This window comes from Bifidobacterium sp., from assembly GCF_051876855.1.
In the GTDB taxonomy this organism is placed as follows: domain Bacteria; phylum Actinomycetota; class Actinomycetes; order Actinomycetales; family Bifidobacteriaceae; genus Bifidobacterium.
Genome location: NZ_JBJEIH010000024.1, coordinates 24,871 through 40,136, shown reverse-complemented (window position 1 = coordinate 40,136; position 15,266 = coordinate 24,871). Strand labels below are relative to the sequence as shown.

Below are 15,266 nucleotides of genomic sequence, written 5' to 3'. Positions count from 1 at the left end.
ACCCGCTACTGGACCGTGATGGTGACCTTGTTGCTGACGATTTTCGGATGGTCTCTCATCGACAATTGCGCGGTATACGTACCCGCGTCGACCTTCGGCAATTTCGAATCCTCGGTGCAGGTTTGCCCGGAACGATTCGTATTCCACGTCATCGTCTGCGTATCGGTGTCCCCCGCCGCGAGCAGCAGTTTACGCGAATCGACATCGCACGCGTCGGAACGCCATACAGTGTCGCCGCCCGAGGTGATGGTCAGGACCCGCGAATGGTCCGAAGCGTCAATCAGGCAACTGCTGCTGTCTTTGGGGACGAATGTGATCGTCGCAGTGAATTTCATCGCCCCGCCGACAGGCACCGACTGCGAATCCGATTGCAGTGACAGTTTGACGTTCGACGCCGTGCAATCCTTCACCTTGCTTTTCTGCTTGGGAGCAGGCACAGCCTTGCGTGACAACGCCATCAGATCGTCATGCCGGATTGTCGCGTCAATCGCCGCCATGCCACGGCCGAGACTGTACACGCAGAACACCGTCAGCGCAACGGCCAATACCAATGCGATACCGACGACGATGCGACGGCGACGATACACCGCCCGCCGCCGCTTGCTGAGTTTGCGCTTGCGCTTCTTGCCCTGTGTCATAACGTACCCCAGTCTACCTACTGCGGCAGGCGCAACGAGCCGTCGGCAAGCATCTCGACAAGACCGTCATCATCCAGTGAGGCGATGCACGCGTCAAGCTGGATACGATCCTTCCAGAGCCGTTCTGCCTGCTCGCGTTCCAATACTGAGCCAGCCGGCAGCCCGCGCAACGCCTCAAGCACCAGTCCGCGCACCTGCCGGTCCGTGCCTTGGAACCGTTGGCGAGGCCTGGTACGCCGCTCCCCCAAGCCCGGCCTGCCATTGCGCAGAAAGGCGCATTGCCCAGCGATCGGGCACCGGTCGCATAACGGCGCTTTGGCGGTGCATACCGTCGCACCAAGTTCCATCAGCGACTGGTTCCAGACCACGGATGCGCGGTCGTTCTCTGGAAGCAGACGACGCGCCGTCTCACGCTCCACCGGGCTTGCCGCGCCGCCAAAGGATTCCCCACCACGGAATACGCGCGAGATCACGCGACGAATATTGGTGTCGATCACGGCGATACGTTCACCGAAGGCAAAGCTCATCACCGCGCTGGCGGTGTAATCACCCACACCCGGCAGCGCCAGCAGCTCGCCGTAGGTGCGCGGCAGCTGATTATCGTATTGGCTGGCCACAGTACGGGCGCATTCCTGCAAGCGCAAGGCGCGGCGCGGGTAGCCGAGGCGCCCCCAAGCGGTGATGACCTCAGCCTTGGGCGCGGCGGCGAGCGCACTGGCGTCGGGCCAACGCTCCATCCATGCCGTCCAATACGGTACGACACGGCTCATCTGGGTCTGCTGGCTCATCACTTCGGAGACAAGGATGCCCCAGGCGCCGGTCCGTCCGAAGCGCCACGGCAGGTCACGCGCATTGGACCGCCACCATGCGGCCAAGCACAGCGCGACTTCGGTTGCGTTAAGGTTCTTGGTGTCATTCATCATTCCTATTCTTAGCATTCATGACTAACGAAGCAGCAAATCCCGAGGATCATGTCGAAAAGATGTTCGAATACGGGTACCGCAAGTCCAATTACGGGCCGGACGAGCTGGTGACCGACGCGCACGGCAACCCGATTTCCGTGGTGGACGCCATGCTGAGCGCGAAGGATGCGGCCAAAACGGAAACCTCCACGCCGCATCTGTGCTACTACTCCCCACGCATTCCGGGCAACACGGGTTCCGCAATCCGCCTGTGCGCCGTAACCGGCACAATCCTGCACTTGGTGGAGCCCTTGGGCTTCAATCTACGCGACACCAAGCTGCGCCGCGCGGGGCTTGACTACCACGACATGGCACATGTGGTGCTGCACCCGAATTTCGAGGATCTGGTGGAATCGATGCCCGATTCGCGCATCATCGCCTTCACCGCGCACGCCACCAAGTTGTACACCGACATCGAATACAAGCCGACCGACATTCTGCTGTTCGGCCCGGAACCGGGCAATATTCCCGATCCGATGGACATTATGGCCGGCCCGCATGTGGCTGAGCAGGTGCGTCTGCCGATGCGCCCGAGCCTGCGCAGCTTGAACCTTACCAACTGTGCTTCCATCGCCATCTACGAAGCCTGGCGCCAAATGGGCTTCAAGGGCGGGGCGTGACGTAGAAGCCCGGTGGGCTTCTACGTAGCCCCGCCGAGAGAGGCACGACAGTGCCGAACGAGGAGATATGACCGTCCGGCCGCAAGGCCGGTCAATAATTGCAAACGGAGCGTGACGCAGAAGCCCAGTGGATTCCTTATGCTCCACAATAATCGCGGTGAAAGCAATGCAAACGCTGCTTTCACCGCGATTATTGTTTTCACTATTGCCTCACATTCTCAAGATTCCGTTTTGCCTGGTCGGATGGTCGCGGCGCGTGCGATCCGATGGAGCTCTTCCTCCCAGCGCCCCACGGCCTTGGGACGACGCCCGGGCCGGGCCGCGTCCAGGCACAGCATGACGGCCAGGCCGTCCGGCCGGGGCGCGAGCAGCGCGACCGTCAGACACGAGCCGTTGCGCGCCTCCCAGCGGCGGGTGAACGGGCCCTCCCCGCACGGCTCGCGCGAGACCGAGCGCGCGGGCCCGTTATCCCCCTCCCAGCGCTCCAGCCACTCGTCCCACGCCTCCCTGCCGTCCGCCTCCGCGTCCCACTCCGCCTCGGCCAGGTACAGGGACGCCACGGGATCCCCGCCCCGTCCGGTCCGTTCGAAGGCGAGCAGCACCTCGCCCGCGGCCGACGTGCGCTCCGCGAACCCCTCTCCCGGACCGGGCATGACCACCTCGCCCCCGTCGCACAGTCCCGCGCTCCGCGCAACCGGCACGCGGGGCGCGGGCCTCCGGCCGTGCGTTCTCTTCCACTCGTCGATGGCCGCGTACGCGTCCAGCACCGCCTGTCCGAGCTCCTCGGCGGACGCGCCGGCAGGCACGGTGCCCCGCCACACCTCGTCGTCCCAATCGTCGCCGATTCTTGGCGGATATGCGTACACCCAATATTCCTTGTCCTTGTAGTTGGTGACCTCGACGAGGTCGTTGTTCCGGACGAACGCCCGATACGTCCTGTATCTGGTGTCGTGCCGCCAGAAGTTCTCCTGCTCCTCGAGGCTCAGCTCGAGCGGGCCCGTGCGCTCGATGAACGCGAACGAGTCCAGCAGCGCCACGCCCACATCCCCGGCCGTCACGCCGGGGCCCTTCAGACTCCGAAAGAACCGGTCCGTCACCCGATTGATGCCCCAGCTCATCACGAACGGGCAGACCAGGAACCTGTCCTTCTCCCTGTTTATGGAGACTATCCTTATCTGGCTCATGTATTTTCCTCCTATTTCGCGATCTTGTACACGATGCGTATGCCCGTGCCGGCATGCTCCCTCTGGAACGCCCTCAGCGCCCCGGCGATGTCGTTGCCGATGGCGGTGTCCGGGAACACGACCTCCAGCATCTTGGAGTCATAGTCCTTTTCGGACAGACGTTTATCCCTATTTCCAATCTTTCTGTACCTGTGGCCTTCACTATCCACCTTATTCAGATACTTGTCCTCGAATCCCTCGAGATCCTTCACGTACTTGTTGAGTCTGGATCTCAGCCTGCCGGGCGTCTGGTAGCTGCGCGCGTCCAGGTCGAGGCTTTTCGTGCTCACCAGGACCCTGTTCTCCAGCCTGTCCGCGACCGGGAACGTGCGGCCCAGGCCGCGGCCCGTGGAATGCCCGTTCAGGTGTTCGTCGATGATGTCGCCGCGTTTCAGCCACCGCTCGTTCCAGACGTTCTTGCCGGTGTCGATTGTGGCCGCGATGGGCAGGTCCCTACCGGATGTGACCAGATGCTTGGCGAGACCGGCCTTGTTGACGGCCTTGACGAGATGCTGCTTCTCTTTTTTGGTGAGTCTTGCGTGGCCGGTCTGGGAGAAGCTGGCGGCGGCCTTGACGAATCCGTCGCTGCCGCCGAGCTTGGCGACCACGCTCGGGCAGCTCTCCTCCAGTATGGCCAGCAGTCTTGCGGCCTTCGCCGGGTCGTCTATGTTGCGCAGGATGAATCTGCCGGCCTTCGCCGCGCCCTTGGCCGCGTCGCCGGCGGCGGGGACGATGCCCGCGGCGCTGATCGCGGCGAATGCGTAATCGCCGTGCTTCACGTTCGCTATGGCGTCGCGAACATCGGATGTGGGGATGACGCCCCCGATGATCTGGCCGGCCAGGGTGACGGGGTCGTCGTCATCGGTGATGAAGTCCCCCGCAAGCGCTCCGACCACGAAGCAGGCGAACTGCTCGTACCATGCCTTGTCGTACACGTACGGGCTGGTGTCGTCGGCGAGCTCCCTGTCGTCGCGCCGCCCGTCGCCGTCTGGGTCGGGCGAGGTCGGGTCGAAGTTGCGGCGCACTTCGTCGCCGTCGGTCAACCCGTCGCCGTCCGTGTCGGGATTCATCGGGTCGGTCGTCGGGTCCGGTTCGTCCGCGTCGGCGATGCCGTCACCGTCCGAATCGACCAGTGTGGGGTTCGTGATGAGCCGTCCGGTGACAATCACCTTGGTGCGGTCGGCGTTGTACCGGTAGTCGAGGCGGTCGATCTCCTCGCCGTCGGGGATGCCGTCGCCGTCCGTGTCGGGATTGTTCTTGTCGAGTTTGAGCGAGACGCCGTTGAACAGCACGAGATGGTCCTCGTACCAGTCGGCGATGCCGTCGCCGTCGTTGTCGGTCTCGATGTCGATGAGCTTGCCGATGTTCTCGTAGATGCCGGCCAGCGCATCGGCGTCCTGGGCGAGATAGGATTCGCCGCCGGTCTGGCTGGCCAGCGGTTTCATCCATCGCTCGAAATATGATCCGGGGCCGCCTCCGCCCAGTCCGACCGCGTTGATCTTGACCTTGCGCTTGTTGGCTTCGGCGACCACGCTGTCATGCAGCCGCGTATCGGCAGTCTCCCCGTCGGAAAGCACGATGATGTTGCGTAGCGTCGCATCATCGTCGCCCTGGAACATGTTCAGGGCCTGCCGTACGGCCAGGTACATGCTGGTGCCGCCCGAATCGTGGAAGTTCGCATCCGCCAGGGCGTTCTTCGCGGTCTGCGCATCCGTAAGCCCGCCGGTCAGGTCCGTGGCTCCGTCCGCGAAGCGCACGACGCCGGTGCGGGTGTTCCCCGGGAAGCGCCCTACAAGGTCGCGGGCCACGGAAAGGCGCTTCTTCCCGCGGTCGTTGCTCCACATGCTGCCCGAATCGTCTATGACGAACACCGTCTGCACCGCGTTGAACTGTTCGTCGCCCCACACGTCCTCCCATGAGAACGAGTCGTGGAACGTGGTCCGGTTCACCAGCACGTATTTCGAGAAATGCGAGACCGTCGCCGTGGCCTCGTTTCCGGTCACGGTGGTATCGAGTTCCTCGAGCCGCTGTTCCTTTTCGTCGAACCAGCAGATGGCCGGGTCGAACGACGAATCCGACAACAGCGATTCGTCGAAGCGGAAGCGCAGCGTCGCGGACCCCACCTGCCCGTCAACGGTGAACTCGTACGCATCCCCTATGAGCCCCGGCATATCGTCCGGGAAATACGACGGGTTGTCGTATCTGCGCACGTCGAGGGTGGCGGCCTGGCTCGCGGGGAGATTCACCGACACGGACACGTCCACGTCGCCTTGCCCAACATCCTCGGCGGGTGCCGTCACATCGAACGTCTCCTGAGGTACGAGCGGGTCCGTGCCCCATTGGATCTCACGCCGGTCGTCCACGCCATCGCCGTCCGTGTCCGATTTGAGGGGATCGGTATGAGTGCGCGTCGTTTCCTCGCCGTCGGTCAGCCCGTCGCCATCCGTATCGGCCGCCATCGGGTCCGTGCCGATCTCCCGCTCGTTCAGGTTCGTCAGCCCGTCGCCATCCGGATCCTCATCGCCATCCGCCACGCCGTCGCCATCGCTATCGGCGCGGGAGGGGTCCGTGCCTGTTCTGATGGTTTCGAACGCATCGGGCAGTCCGTCACCGTCGGTGTCGCTATCGCCGCCGAGCATCATGCCCAGTACATCGGGCACGCCGTCATCGTCGCCGTCGATGGCCGGATCGCCGCAGGACCAGTCGCCGCCGTCCCAACGGCATACCCCGGACGCCTCGTAGCCGGGCGCGCTCTTTGCGGGAACCTGATGCCCGCCGTCGTTGAACAGCACACGCGCCTTGGCGTATTTCGTTATCGTGTAGGAATACCAGCCGTCCGCCATGTGCTTCATGGCGTTGCCCGGCCAGGCGGGCCCGGTGTCGGCATCGGACGTGTAATAGTAGATTCGGGGGCTGCCCCATCCCGATGGCTTATGGAACATGACGAGCACGCCGTCGGGTCTCGTGTCGGTCCATACGCCGTTGCGGCACCATGCCTCGGCCGTTACCAGATGACCTTCCTGACCGCTTGCCGGGGTCTGCCTCGAGCCGCCATCGTTGAACAGCACGCGGGCGGGCTGCGTTCCGAAGATGGTCGCGGTATACCATCCGTCACCGTCTGCATGCATGGCCTCGCCCGGCCACGTCGGCCCTCTGGCCGCTTCGGAATAGTAGTACAGGCGGACCTTGCCCCAGTTCGCGTAGTCGTAGAAGTGCACCTTCATGCCTTCCGGCATGGAGTCGTGCCGCGTGCTCCCCACGAACCAGGCTTCGCCATTGACCTCGTACCCCGGTTGGTTCGCTCCGGGGTGCTGCGATTTTCCGTTGTCGCTGAACAGCACGCGCAATCCATGCGGCGCGTCCACGGTGACGCTGTACCAGCCGTCGCCGTCGTCCGTCATCCGTTCGCCCGGCCAGGACGCGGAGCGCACGCCGTCGCCGTACATGTACGCGAACGGCTTCGCCCAGCCGGCACTGTCGTAATAATGAATCGTCACTTCGCCTGATCCGCCGCTTCCATCGGTGGCTGCGGACGCCACCGAGGCGGGCATCACCATGAACATCGAAAGCAGCGCGCACAGCACGCATGACAGACGGGAACCTCTCATAGGCCCTCTTCCCTTGACCTCATCGCATGGGCGCGTGCGCCGCCGCGGACGCCCCACGCATCCCTCACTTCCCTGCGGGCCCGCACGGCCGCGGCCCGCAACCGATTACAACAGACAAACACCCCGGAACGCAAACGACGGCAGAACACAAAACGCCAACGGAACCATTGGAACCACAGCCGTCAAACCTTTGACCCACCAACCAGGAAACGTCCAGAATATGAGACAACACAACAACCAGCCACAGGGATTAGACAATCTGAACACAGATAGCAATCGTGCATCTAATGAGGCTTCCGTTCCCGTAGCCACCGCCGATACCGGGGAGCGGAAGACGGGGAAGGCGATACACGGCAATGCCTTCACCAAGATGCTTGAGGTCGTGTTCCCGGACACTGCGATCGGCAACGACATCGCCGAGGCGCTGAGGGCGTTCCAGAGGGAGCATGCCGGCACGGGCATACGCATCGTATACAAGATCGCCAAGTGAAAGGACCGCATATGGAACCGGACTTCGATCCCAGATTCGTGTTGATAGACAAGGAGGGCAGTCGTTTCTTGATTCGCCCATGCGTAGAATCCTGGGGCGTCAATCGGGTGACGGACCGATTCTTCAGGAGCCTGAAGGGCCCCGGCATGACGGCCGGGGACATAGGCGGGGCGGTGCTGGACGCGTTCGCGTTCATCGAGCGCACGGGCCAGCTCGAGCTGAGCCTCGAGGAAAGGAGGAATTCCTGGAGGTATGACACGAGGTACAGGACGCATCGGGCGTTCGTCCGGAACAACGATTTCGTCCGGGTCTCCACCAGTCCCGGCGGCAGGTATCTGGTGTGCGCCTATGCGCCAAGGTCGGGCGGCGACGATCCGGGAGACTCCATATGGCACGCCATCGTGCCCGCCGGCGCGTCCGCGGGGGAGCTCGGGCGGGGCAGTGATGGACGCGTACGGGGCGATCGACGAGTGGAAGAGGGCGCGCGGCGAGCGGGGAGTGAACAAGGCTCCGGATCGTGTACAGGATTACCAGAAGGAAAGGAAGCAGATGATATGGGTGTGATGACGGTATCGGTGAACCGGGAGGGGAATAGGCTCCTGCTTCTACCTTATGTGGAGTGTTGGGGCGTTGATCGATTAACGGATCGGTTCTTTGCGAGTCTGAAGGGCCCCGACGTGACGGCCGAGGACGTGGGCGGGGCATTGCTGGACGCGTTCGCGTTCATCGAGTGCACGGGACCGCTCGAACTGAACCTCGAGGAGCAGGAGAACTGCTGGCGGCACGACACCAGATACAAGACATGGAGGGCGTTCGCCCGGAACAACGATTTCGTGGACGTCACCTACTACGAGGATAGGTACTACTGGGTGTGCGCATATCCGCCGCGTACCAGTGATCTGGTGGGCGACGAGGTGTGGAAGGGCACCGTGCCTGCCGGCGCGTCCGCCGAGGAGCTTGGGGATGCGGTGATGGACGCGTACGGGGCGGTCGACGAGTGGAAGAGGACGCACGGCCGGCGGGCCGGGGGACGCGAGCCGGTTGCGCGGAGCGCCGCACTGTGCGACGGGGGCGAGGTGCTGCTGCCCGGGCCGGGGGAGGGGTTCGTGGAGCGCACGTCGGCCGCGGGCGAGGTGCTGCTCGCCTTCGAACACACCGGCCGGGACGGGGATCCCGTGGCGTCCCTGTACCTGGCCGAGGCCGAATGGGACGAGGGGCCGGACGGCGGGGAGGCGTGGGACGAGTGGCTGGAACGCTGGGAGGAGGAGAACGGGCCCGCGCGCTCGGTCTCGCGCGAGCCGTGCGCGGAGGGCCCGTTCACGCGCCGCTGGGAGGCGCGAAACGGCTCGTGCCTGACGGTCGCGCTGCTCGCGCCCCGGTCGGGCGGCCTGGCCGTGATGCTGTGCCTGGACGCGGCCCGGCCCGGGCGAAGGGCCAGGGCCGTGGAACGCTGGGAGGGCGAGCTCCTGCGGGTCGCGCGAGCCGCGACCATCCGACCAGGCAAACCCGAAACGGAAACAGACGAATAAACCAGCTGCATTAAGAAAATATGCAATCAACAGAAAAGCCCGGAGGCGAACGCCTCCGGGCTTTAGAGAGAGAAGAGAGAAGAAGGGGATTCAATTATCGGGAACCTTGCGGTTCGAGGCTTTTTGCAGCTGAGACATAGTTAACCTCCCTAACCTTCAGGAACCACCATGTTTTTCTGCGAGTTTCCTGTGAATCCGCACTCCCCTACCAAGCTCGCATCTCACATCCATGCGCAAACACAACGGCCCCTCCGCGGAGGGGCCGAAGCAATGCACTCAAGCGTGAAGATGCGCTAGTTCTTGAAGGAGTGGATCGGTGCCGGAATGCGGCCGCCACGGGTCACGAAGGCCTCGCAGCTGGCGGTGTTGACCGGCATGATCGGCGCGTAGCCCATAAGACCGCCGAATTCCGCAGATTCGCCGACACCCTTGCCGATGACCGGAATCACGCGCACGGCGGTTGTCTTCTGGTTGACCATACCGATGGCCGCCTCGTCGGCGATCAGGCCGGAGATGGTGGACGGCGTGGTATCGCCCGGAATCGCAATCATGTCAAGGCCGACCGAGCATACGCAGGTCATCGCCTCAAGCTTTTCGATACGCAGGCAGCCGGATGCCGCCGCGTCGATCATGTTCTTGTCCTCGGACACCGGAATGAACGCGCCGGACAGACCGCCGACATACGAGGACGCCATGATGCCGCCCTTCTTGACCTGGTCGTTGAGCATCGCGAGCGCCGCCGTCGTGCCTGGAGCTCCGACCTGTTCGAGGCCGCACTTCTCCAGCACTTCGCCGACGGAGTCGCCGGCTGCGGCGGTCGGGGCGAGCGACAGATCGATGATGCCGAACGGGATGCCGAGTCGGCGCGACGCCTCCTGGGCGACCAGCTGGCCGACACGCGTGATCTTGAACGCGGTACGCTTGATGGTCTCGCACAGGAATTCGAAATCCTTACCCTTGGCCTCGTCAAGCGCGCGGGAGACCACACCCGGGCCCGAAACACCGACATTGATGACCGCGTCGCCTTCGGTGACACCATGGAAGCCGCCCGCCATGAACGGGTTGTCATCCGGCGCGTTGCAGAACACCACAAGCTTGGTGCAGCCGTCACTGTCGGTCTCGCGGGTGGCGTAGGCGACATCCTTGACGATGTGACCGAGCAGGTAGACCGCGTTCATATCAATGCCGGTCTTGGTGGAGCCGACGTTCACCGACGAGCACACGATGTCGGTTTCGCTCAGTGCCTGCGGCAGGGAACGGATGAGCATCTCCTCGGCGGGCGTCATGGATTTGGAAACAAGTGCGGAGTATCCGCCAATCAAGTCAACGCCGACAGTTTTCGCGGCTTTGTCAAGCGCATGGGCGATGCGCACAAAATCCTCGGAGCTCTTGCAAGCACTGGCTCCGACCAGCGAAATCGGCGTGACGGTGATGCGCTTGTTGACAATCGGAATGCCGTAATCGCGCTCGATGGCCTCGCCTGTGGAAACCAGGTCCTTGGCGTACGTGGTGATCTTGCGGTAGATGTTGTCACACACCTCGTCCACGGTGTCGGCCGCGCAGTCAAGCAGGCTGATGCCCATGGTGATGGTGCGCACGTCGAGCTTCTCCTGCTCGATCATCTTGTTGGTCTCGTGGACCTCCATGATATTCAGCATGGTCGTGTCTGTCCTTTTCGATTCGTTCGGTTGCGTTCTTGCGCGTCGATCCGCGTGATAACTGGACTCAGACGCGATGCATCTTGGTGAAGATCTCTTCGCGCTGGCAGCGGATGCGCACGCCGATTTCCTCGCCGAGCTTGTCGAGGTCGTTGACCATGGTGCCGAATTCGTTGTCGGCGTTGCTGTAATCGACGATCATCATCATGTTGAAGAACCCGTCGATGATGGTCTGCGAAATGTCGAGGACGTTGACATGGTGACCGGAAAGGTACGTGCAGACGCGGGCGATAATGCCGACGGTGTCCTGGCCTACGACGGTGATGATTGCCTTGTTCATGGATCTCCCTTGGAAAATCGGTGCGATGGTATCCAGATGGATTCAAGTATAGGGAATGCACACGTCATCGGGCCGGGAATGTCCGTTTCGGGACGATTTGCCTAGGGCTGAAGGGCACCGACTCGCTGTGAGAATAACGGACGCCAAGTCAACGACGCCTGAAGCGGGGACACGCGACACAACAGGCAATCGAAACAACAAACACCCGAAATAACAGACGCCCGAAACGAACTCGGCATTGTTGCCGACGGTCCGTTCCGGGCATCTAGGCGTTGCTGACGTTCCCCGTGTCAGTCGATTTGTATCAGTCGACGCGGTGCGCCGAAGCGGATGCGACCGCGGCGAGCGCCCGAGGCTGGTGGAATCCATGCACTGCAAACGCGTCAGCGATCTTTTGCGCGACCTCACGGCTGCGTCCCTTGTCTACCAGCGCGATGATGGAGCCGCCGAAGCCGCCGCCGGTCATGCGGGCGCCGTACGCGCCGTTGGTCCGCGCGGTGTCCACGGCGACATCGAGCTCCGGCACCGTGACTTGGTAGTCGTCGCGCAGGGAATTGTGGGAGGCGTTGAACAGTTCGCCGGCACGCTTGATATCCCCAGCTGCGAACGCATCGACGAACTGTCCGACACGACCGATTTCGGTGATGACGTGACGTACACGCCGACGCTCCACGTCATCATCGAGCTTGCCGAGAACGTCCGCAAGCGCGGCCTCGGGGTCGTCGGCGGCGTTGACCCGGTCGGCAATCACCCGCAGGTTCTCCACCCCGAGCCCGGCAGCCGCCTGTTCGCAGGTGGCGCGGCGCTGGGCGTATTGCCCGTCGTTGAGCTGATGCGGGGCCCGCGTGTCCACGACCAGCAGTTCAAGCCCATACTTGTCGAGGTCGAATGCCTGCTGGGACACGCTTTCGAGGGCGCTCAGGCCAGGCCGGCAGTCCAGCAGCAGGGCGTGCCCCGGCGTGCATCGCATGGAGGCGTTCTGGTCGAGCCCGCCCGTGGAAGCGCCCGCCATATCGTTTTCCGCGGCAATGGCAGCGTTGATCAGGGTGATGCGTCCCGCATCGCTTGAACCGAAGCCGAGCCCGTACACGTCGTCCAGGGCGAGGGCGGTCGAGCAGGTCATCGCGGCGGAGGAGCTCAGCCCGGAGCCGAGCGGCACGCATGAGGCGAAGGCCGCGTCAAAGCCCTTGACCTGTCCAAATCCTGCTTTACGCAGCGCCCACGCGACACCGACCGGGTAGGCCGCCCACCCGTCGACGCCTCCTGCTGCGAGCCCGTCCAGATTGGCTTGTGCGACCTTGTCGGGGCTAACGTCTGAAACCACACGCACTCGCGTGTCTTCGCGCGGCTTCAGCGCGATATACGTGCGGTGCGGCAGCGCGATCGGCAGGCACAGGCCTGCGTTGTAATCGGTGTGCTCGCCGATGAGGTTCACACGCCCCGGAGCCGCCCACACACCTGCCGGCGCCTCACCGTAGGCTTGTTCGAACAGCTTTCGGGCTGCGGCGGCGCCTTCCGCGTCGCTCATCGCGTCGATGAACGGGATGCTTCCGGCGGCATCCTTCGTTGCATGCTGCTGGTCTGGTGTTGTCATGATTATTCCTTTCGAATGATGTTCTGCTGATGTGCCGCTTTGCTGCAGGCCGCCTGCGGCCCGGCCTGCCGACGTTCCGCACGCCGACGCCCGGACCGCCGCGCGTTCAGTCGTCGATGTCAATCGGCCCGAGCTCATGGAACCGCTTGGCGATGAGTTCCGGCGTCGTGTCGGACACCCATGCAGCCATACCTGATTCGGAACCCGCCAGATACTTGATCTTGTTCGCCGCCCTGCGGAAGGAGAAGAACTGGAGGTTGAGCCGGTAGTTCGCGCGGCGGGCGTCATGAATCGGCGCCTGATGCCACGCGGCGATGTACGGCAGATCCATGCCCTTGCCGTCGCCCTTATCGAAGAAGGCGTTGCCACGCTTGAGCAACGTGGAGTACATCTGCGCCAAATCCCAACGCTCCTGGTCATCAAGCTCGTCGATGGTGAGCACGTCGCGCACAGGGGCGACATGCACTTCCAACGGCCAGCGCGCCGCCGCCGGCACGTAAGCGACCCAGCTGTGATTGCGCATGACGATCCGCTCCCCCGCCTCGATTTCGGCGTTCATCAGGTCACACAGCAGGTTGCCGCCGGTACGCTCGTGGTATGCCTCGGTGTGCCGCAGTTCGGTTTCCAGCTTCGGTGCGATGAACGGATAGCAGTAGACCTGGCCGTGCGGGTGAGCGAGCGAGACACCGATTTCCTGACCGTGGTTCTCAAACGGGAAAATCTGCTCAATACCGTCGATATGAGAGATCTCGGCGGTGCGGAAAGCCCATGCCTCGACAACCGTGCGCAAGCGGCGCACCGGCAAATCAGCGGGCAGACCATGCTCGTTGGGGTCGAAGCAGATGACCTCGCACCTGCCACCGGCCATTTTCTGCTGCCACAGCGGGTTGCCGTCGACATTCGTCACCGTGTCAGGCACGCCGGGCACGCGCACCATCGAGGGGAAACGGTTTTCGAAAATGACAACGTTGTAATCGGTATCCGGCACTTCGCCGTCCTGATACGGGTCACCCGGCTTGCGTGCGGCGAGCGGGTTGCCCTTCGCGGTTGCCCCCGGACCGGCGGTGATCGGCCGATTCATGCGCGCAGTGGCCATGGGGATCCAGTCGCCGGTCAGCGGGTCGCGGCGCATCTGCGGTGCGGCGTACGGCACCTCGTTGCCGTCGGCGTCCAGATGAGGCGCGAAACGGTAGGCGAGATGGCGAGGATCATGCAGTTCGCGGGTCTTCTTGCCGCTGACGTACTCGGGGTCGTCGTCGAGATAGAAGAAGTCGCGCCCGTCGGCGAGGGTGGTCGGCGTGATGCGGATATTGGCGCTCGCGTATGCGCCGGGCTGGTAGTACTGCCATGCTGGCGTCTGCTGAGCCGATTGAGATGATTGGGTGGTCATGTCGTCTCCTTTGTTGGACGGTTGAGCTTGTGTTGTCTGTTTCTTTCGCGGCAGAGCCGTTGGTATGCGTCGCAAAACGCTGAATACGCCGCATTGCGCCCCTGCCACGGCGACGGGCTGCACTGCCCGCCGCCGGGTCTGGTTGTGGTTGTCTGTTACTTGCCGGCCGGCTTCGGCGCCCCCGCCGTCCGGCTGCCCTTCGTCTCCCTGCCGCGAGGGGCACGGTCCGCCGGAAGGTCATACTCGTCAGCGACGGGATCGGGATACCCCGGGCTTCCCGCGGCCGCATGCGCCCCGACGTGTTCGGCGACCACGCCGTTCTCGTTCGGGTGAATCCGGCGGGGCGAACGAACCGATTCATCCGACTCGCCCTGCTTGGCGAGCACGAGTTCCTTGACCAGTTCGCGTGTTTTGGCGACGGAATCAGGGTCGAGCCCATCATCGGTGATCACGGTGTCGACTTGGTCGAAGTTGGCGAACAGGGACAGCGAGGTGCTGCTCCATTTTGTGTGGTCGGTGAGAATGATCGTCCGGTCGGCGATATCCATCATCGCCATATCGGTGGCCGCTTCCAATGAGTTCGGCATGAGGAATCCGCGCGGGATGGACACCGAATGCGTGCCGAGGAACACGGTGTTCACGCGCAAGGATTGCACGACCTTGTCCGCAATCGGCCCGACCAGAGAGTTGGAACGGGTGATGACGCCACCGGTGACAATCACCTCGACATCCTTGGATTCGAGCGCCTGGACGAGTTCAGCGACGGGAATTGAGTTGGTGAGGATGGTGACGCCGCTGGATTGCTGGGATTCAAGCAGATGCTGGGCGAACACGTAGGCGGTTGTGCCGCCGCCGATGGCGATGACGTCGCCCGGGGAGACGTAGTTGACTGCCTCCTGCGCGATGGCATCCTTGAGGCCGATGTCCATCTGCGATTTGACGGAGAACAGTGGCTCGCTCAGCAGGGTGCTGGTGGTCACTGCGCCGCCGTGGACGCGTTTGAGCAGGCCCTTGTCGGCGAGTTCGGCAATGTCCCGACGCACGGTCATGGCTGACACGCCGAGCTCTTTGGACAGCGCGGTGATGCGCACCGCACCGCGGGTGCGCAATCTGCTGAGAATCAGATGCTGACGTTGTGACGAAATCATATGAACATTATCGCACACAATTGCGCACACAAGTGACAGGCTTGAGCGGATAACGCTCGACAACGC

General features: G+C 63.2%; 11 protein-coding genes and 1 pseudogene. 3 read left to right on the top strand and 9 right to left on the bottom strand.

The features are described 5' to 3' along the window. Window positions 1-5: 5 nt before the first annotated feature. On the bottom strand, window positions 6-638 hold the full coding sequence (locus ACI38B_RS01905) for a hypothetical protein (RefSeq protein WP_015449986.1): 633 nt from the start codon (window positions 636-638) through the stop codon (window positions 6-8). Between the two features lie 17 nt (window positions 639-655). Then, window positions 656-1,561, bottom strand: a complete 906-nt coding sequence (locus ACI38B_RS01900; RefSeq protein ID WP_168973144.1) for an A/G-specific adenine glycosylase — start codon at window positions 1,559-1,561, stop codon at window positions 656-658. Between the two features lie 17 nt (window positions 1,562-1,578). On the opposite strand from ACI38B_RS01900, the gene ACI38B_RS01895 reads away from it, so the two are divergent. Continuing rightward, the gene (locus ACI38B_RS01895; protein ID WP_439729287.1) at window positions 1,579-2,220 is read left to right on the top strand and encodes a tRNA (cytidine(34)-2'-O)-methyltransferase; all 642 of its coding nucleotides are present in this window, start codon (window positions 1,579-1,581) and stop codon (window positions 2,218-2,220) included. Between the two features lie 218 nt (window positions 2,221-2,438). On the opposite strand, the gene ACI38B_RS01890 is transcribed toward ACI38B_RS01895, so the two are convergent. Next, window positions 2,439-3,404 (bottom strand): hypothetical protein, encoded by a 966-nt coding sequence (locus ACI38B_RS01890; protein WP_439729286.1) that lies wholly within the window; start codon window positions 3,402-3,404, stop codon window positions 2,439-2,441. Between the two features lie 11 nt (window positions 3,405-3,415). Then, a complete protein-coding gene (locus ACI38B_RS01885; protein ID WP_439729285.1) occupies window positions 3,416-7,051 on the bottom strand; it encodes a starch-binding protein in 3,636 nt (1,211 codons plus the stop codon). Window positions 7,052-7,271: 220 nt separating this feature from the next. Between ACI38B_RS01885 and ACI38B_RS01880 the strand changes: the two genes are divergently transcribed. Both ACI38B_RS01880 and ACI38B_RS01875 read left to right on the top strand, forming a co-directional pair. Then, window positions 7,272-7,541, top strand: coding sequence for a hypothetical protein (locus tag ACI38B_RS01880; protein ID WP_015449977.1), 270 nt, complete (start codon window positions 7,272-7,274; stop codon window positions 7,539-7,541). A gap of 11 nt (window positions 7,542-7,552) precedes the next feature. Further along, complete coding sequence (locus ACI38B_RS01875; RefSeq protein WP_439729284.1) at window positions 7,553-9,070, top strand: hypothetical protein; 1,518 nt, start codon at window positions 7,553-7,555, stop codon at window positions 9,068-9,070. A gap of 293 nt (window positions 9,071-9,363) precedes the next feature. On the opposite strand, the gene ACI38B_RS01870 is transcribed toward ACI38B_RS01875, so the two are convergent. The 5 genes and pseudogenes from ACI38B_RS01870 to ACI38B_RS01850 all read right to left on the bottom strand — a co-directional run. Further along, on the bottom strand, window positions 9,364-10,728 hold the full coding sequence (locus ACI38B_RS01870) for a PFL family protein (RefSeq protein ID WP_439729283.1): 1,365 nt from the start codon (window positions 10,726-10,728) through the stop codon (window positions 9,364-9,366). A 67-nt stretch (window positions 10,729-10,795) separates the two neighbouring features. Further along, window positions 10,796-11,068: an ACT domain-containing protein gene (locus ACI38B_RS01865; RefSeq protein ID WP_015449974.1), complete on the bottom strand. Its 273-nt coding sequence runs from the start codon at window positions 11,066-11,068 to the stop codon at window positions 10,796-10,798. A 304-nt stretch (window positions 11,069-11,372) separates the two neighbouring features. Next, complete coding sequence (gene galK / locus ACI38B_RS01860) at window positions 11,373-12,596, bottom strand: galactokinase (protein WP_439729323.1); 1,224 nt, start codon at window positions 12,594-12,596, stop codon at window positions 11,373-11,375. A gap of 172 nt (window positions 12,597-12,768) precedes the next feature. Beyond that, window positions 12,769-14,052, bottom strand: coding sequence for a galactose-1-phosphate uridylyltransferase (galT, locus tag ACI38B_RS01855; RefSeq protein ID WP_439729282.1), 1,284 nt, complete (start codon window positions 14,050-14,052; stop codon window positions 12,769-12,771). Window positions 14,053-14,408: 356 nt separating this feature from the next. Beyond that, window positions 14,409-15,200: pseudogene (locus tag ACI38B_RS01850) on the bottom strand (DeoR/GlpR family DNA-binding transcription regulator); the annotation flags it as partial. Window positions 15,201-15,266 lie beyond the last annotated feature (66 nt).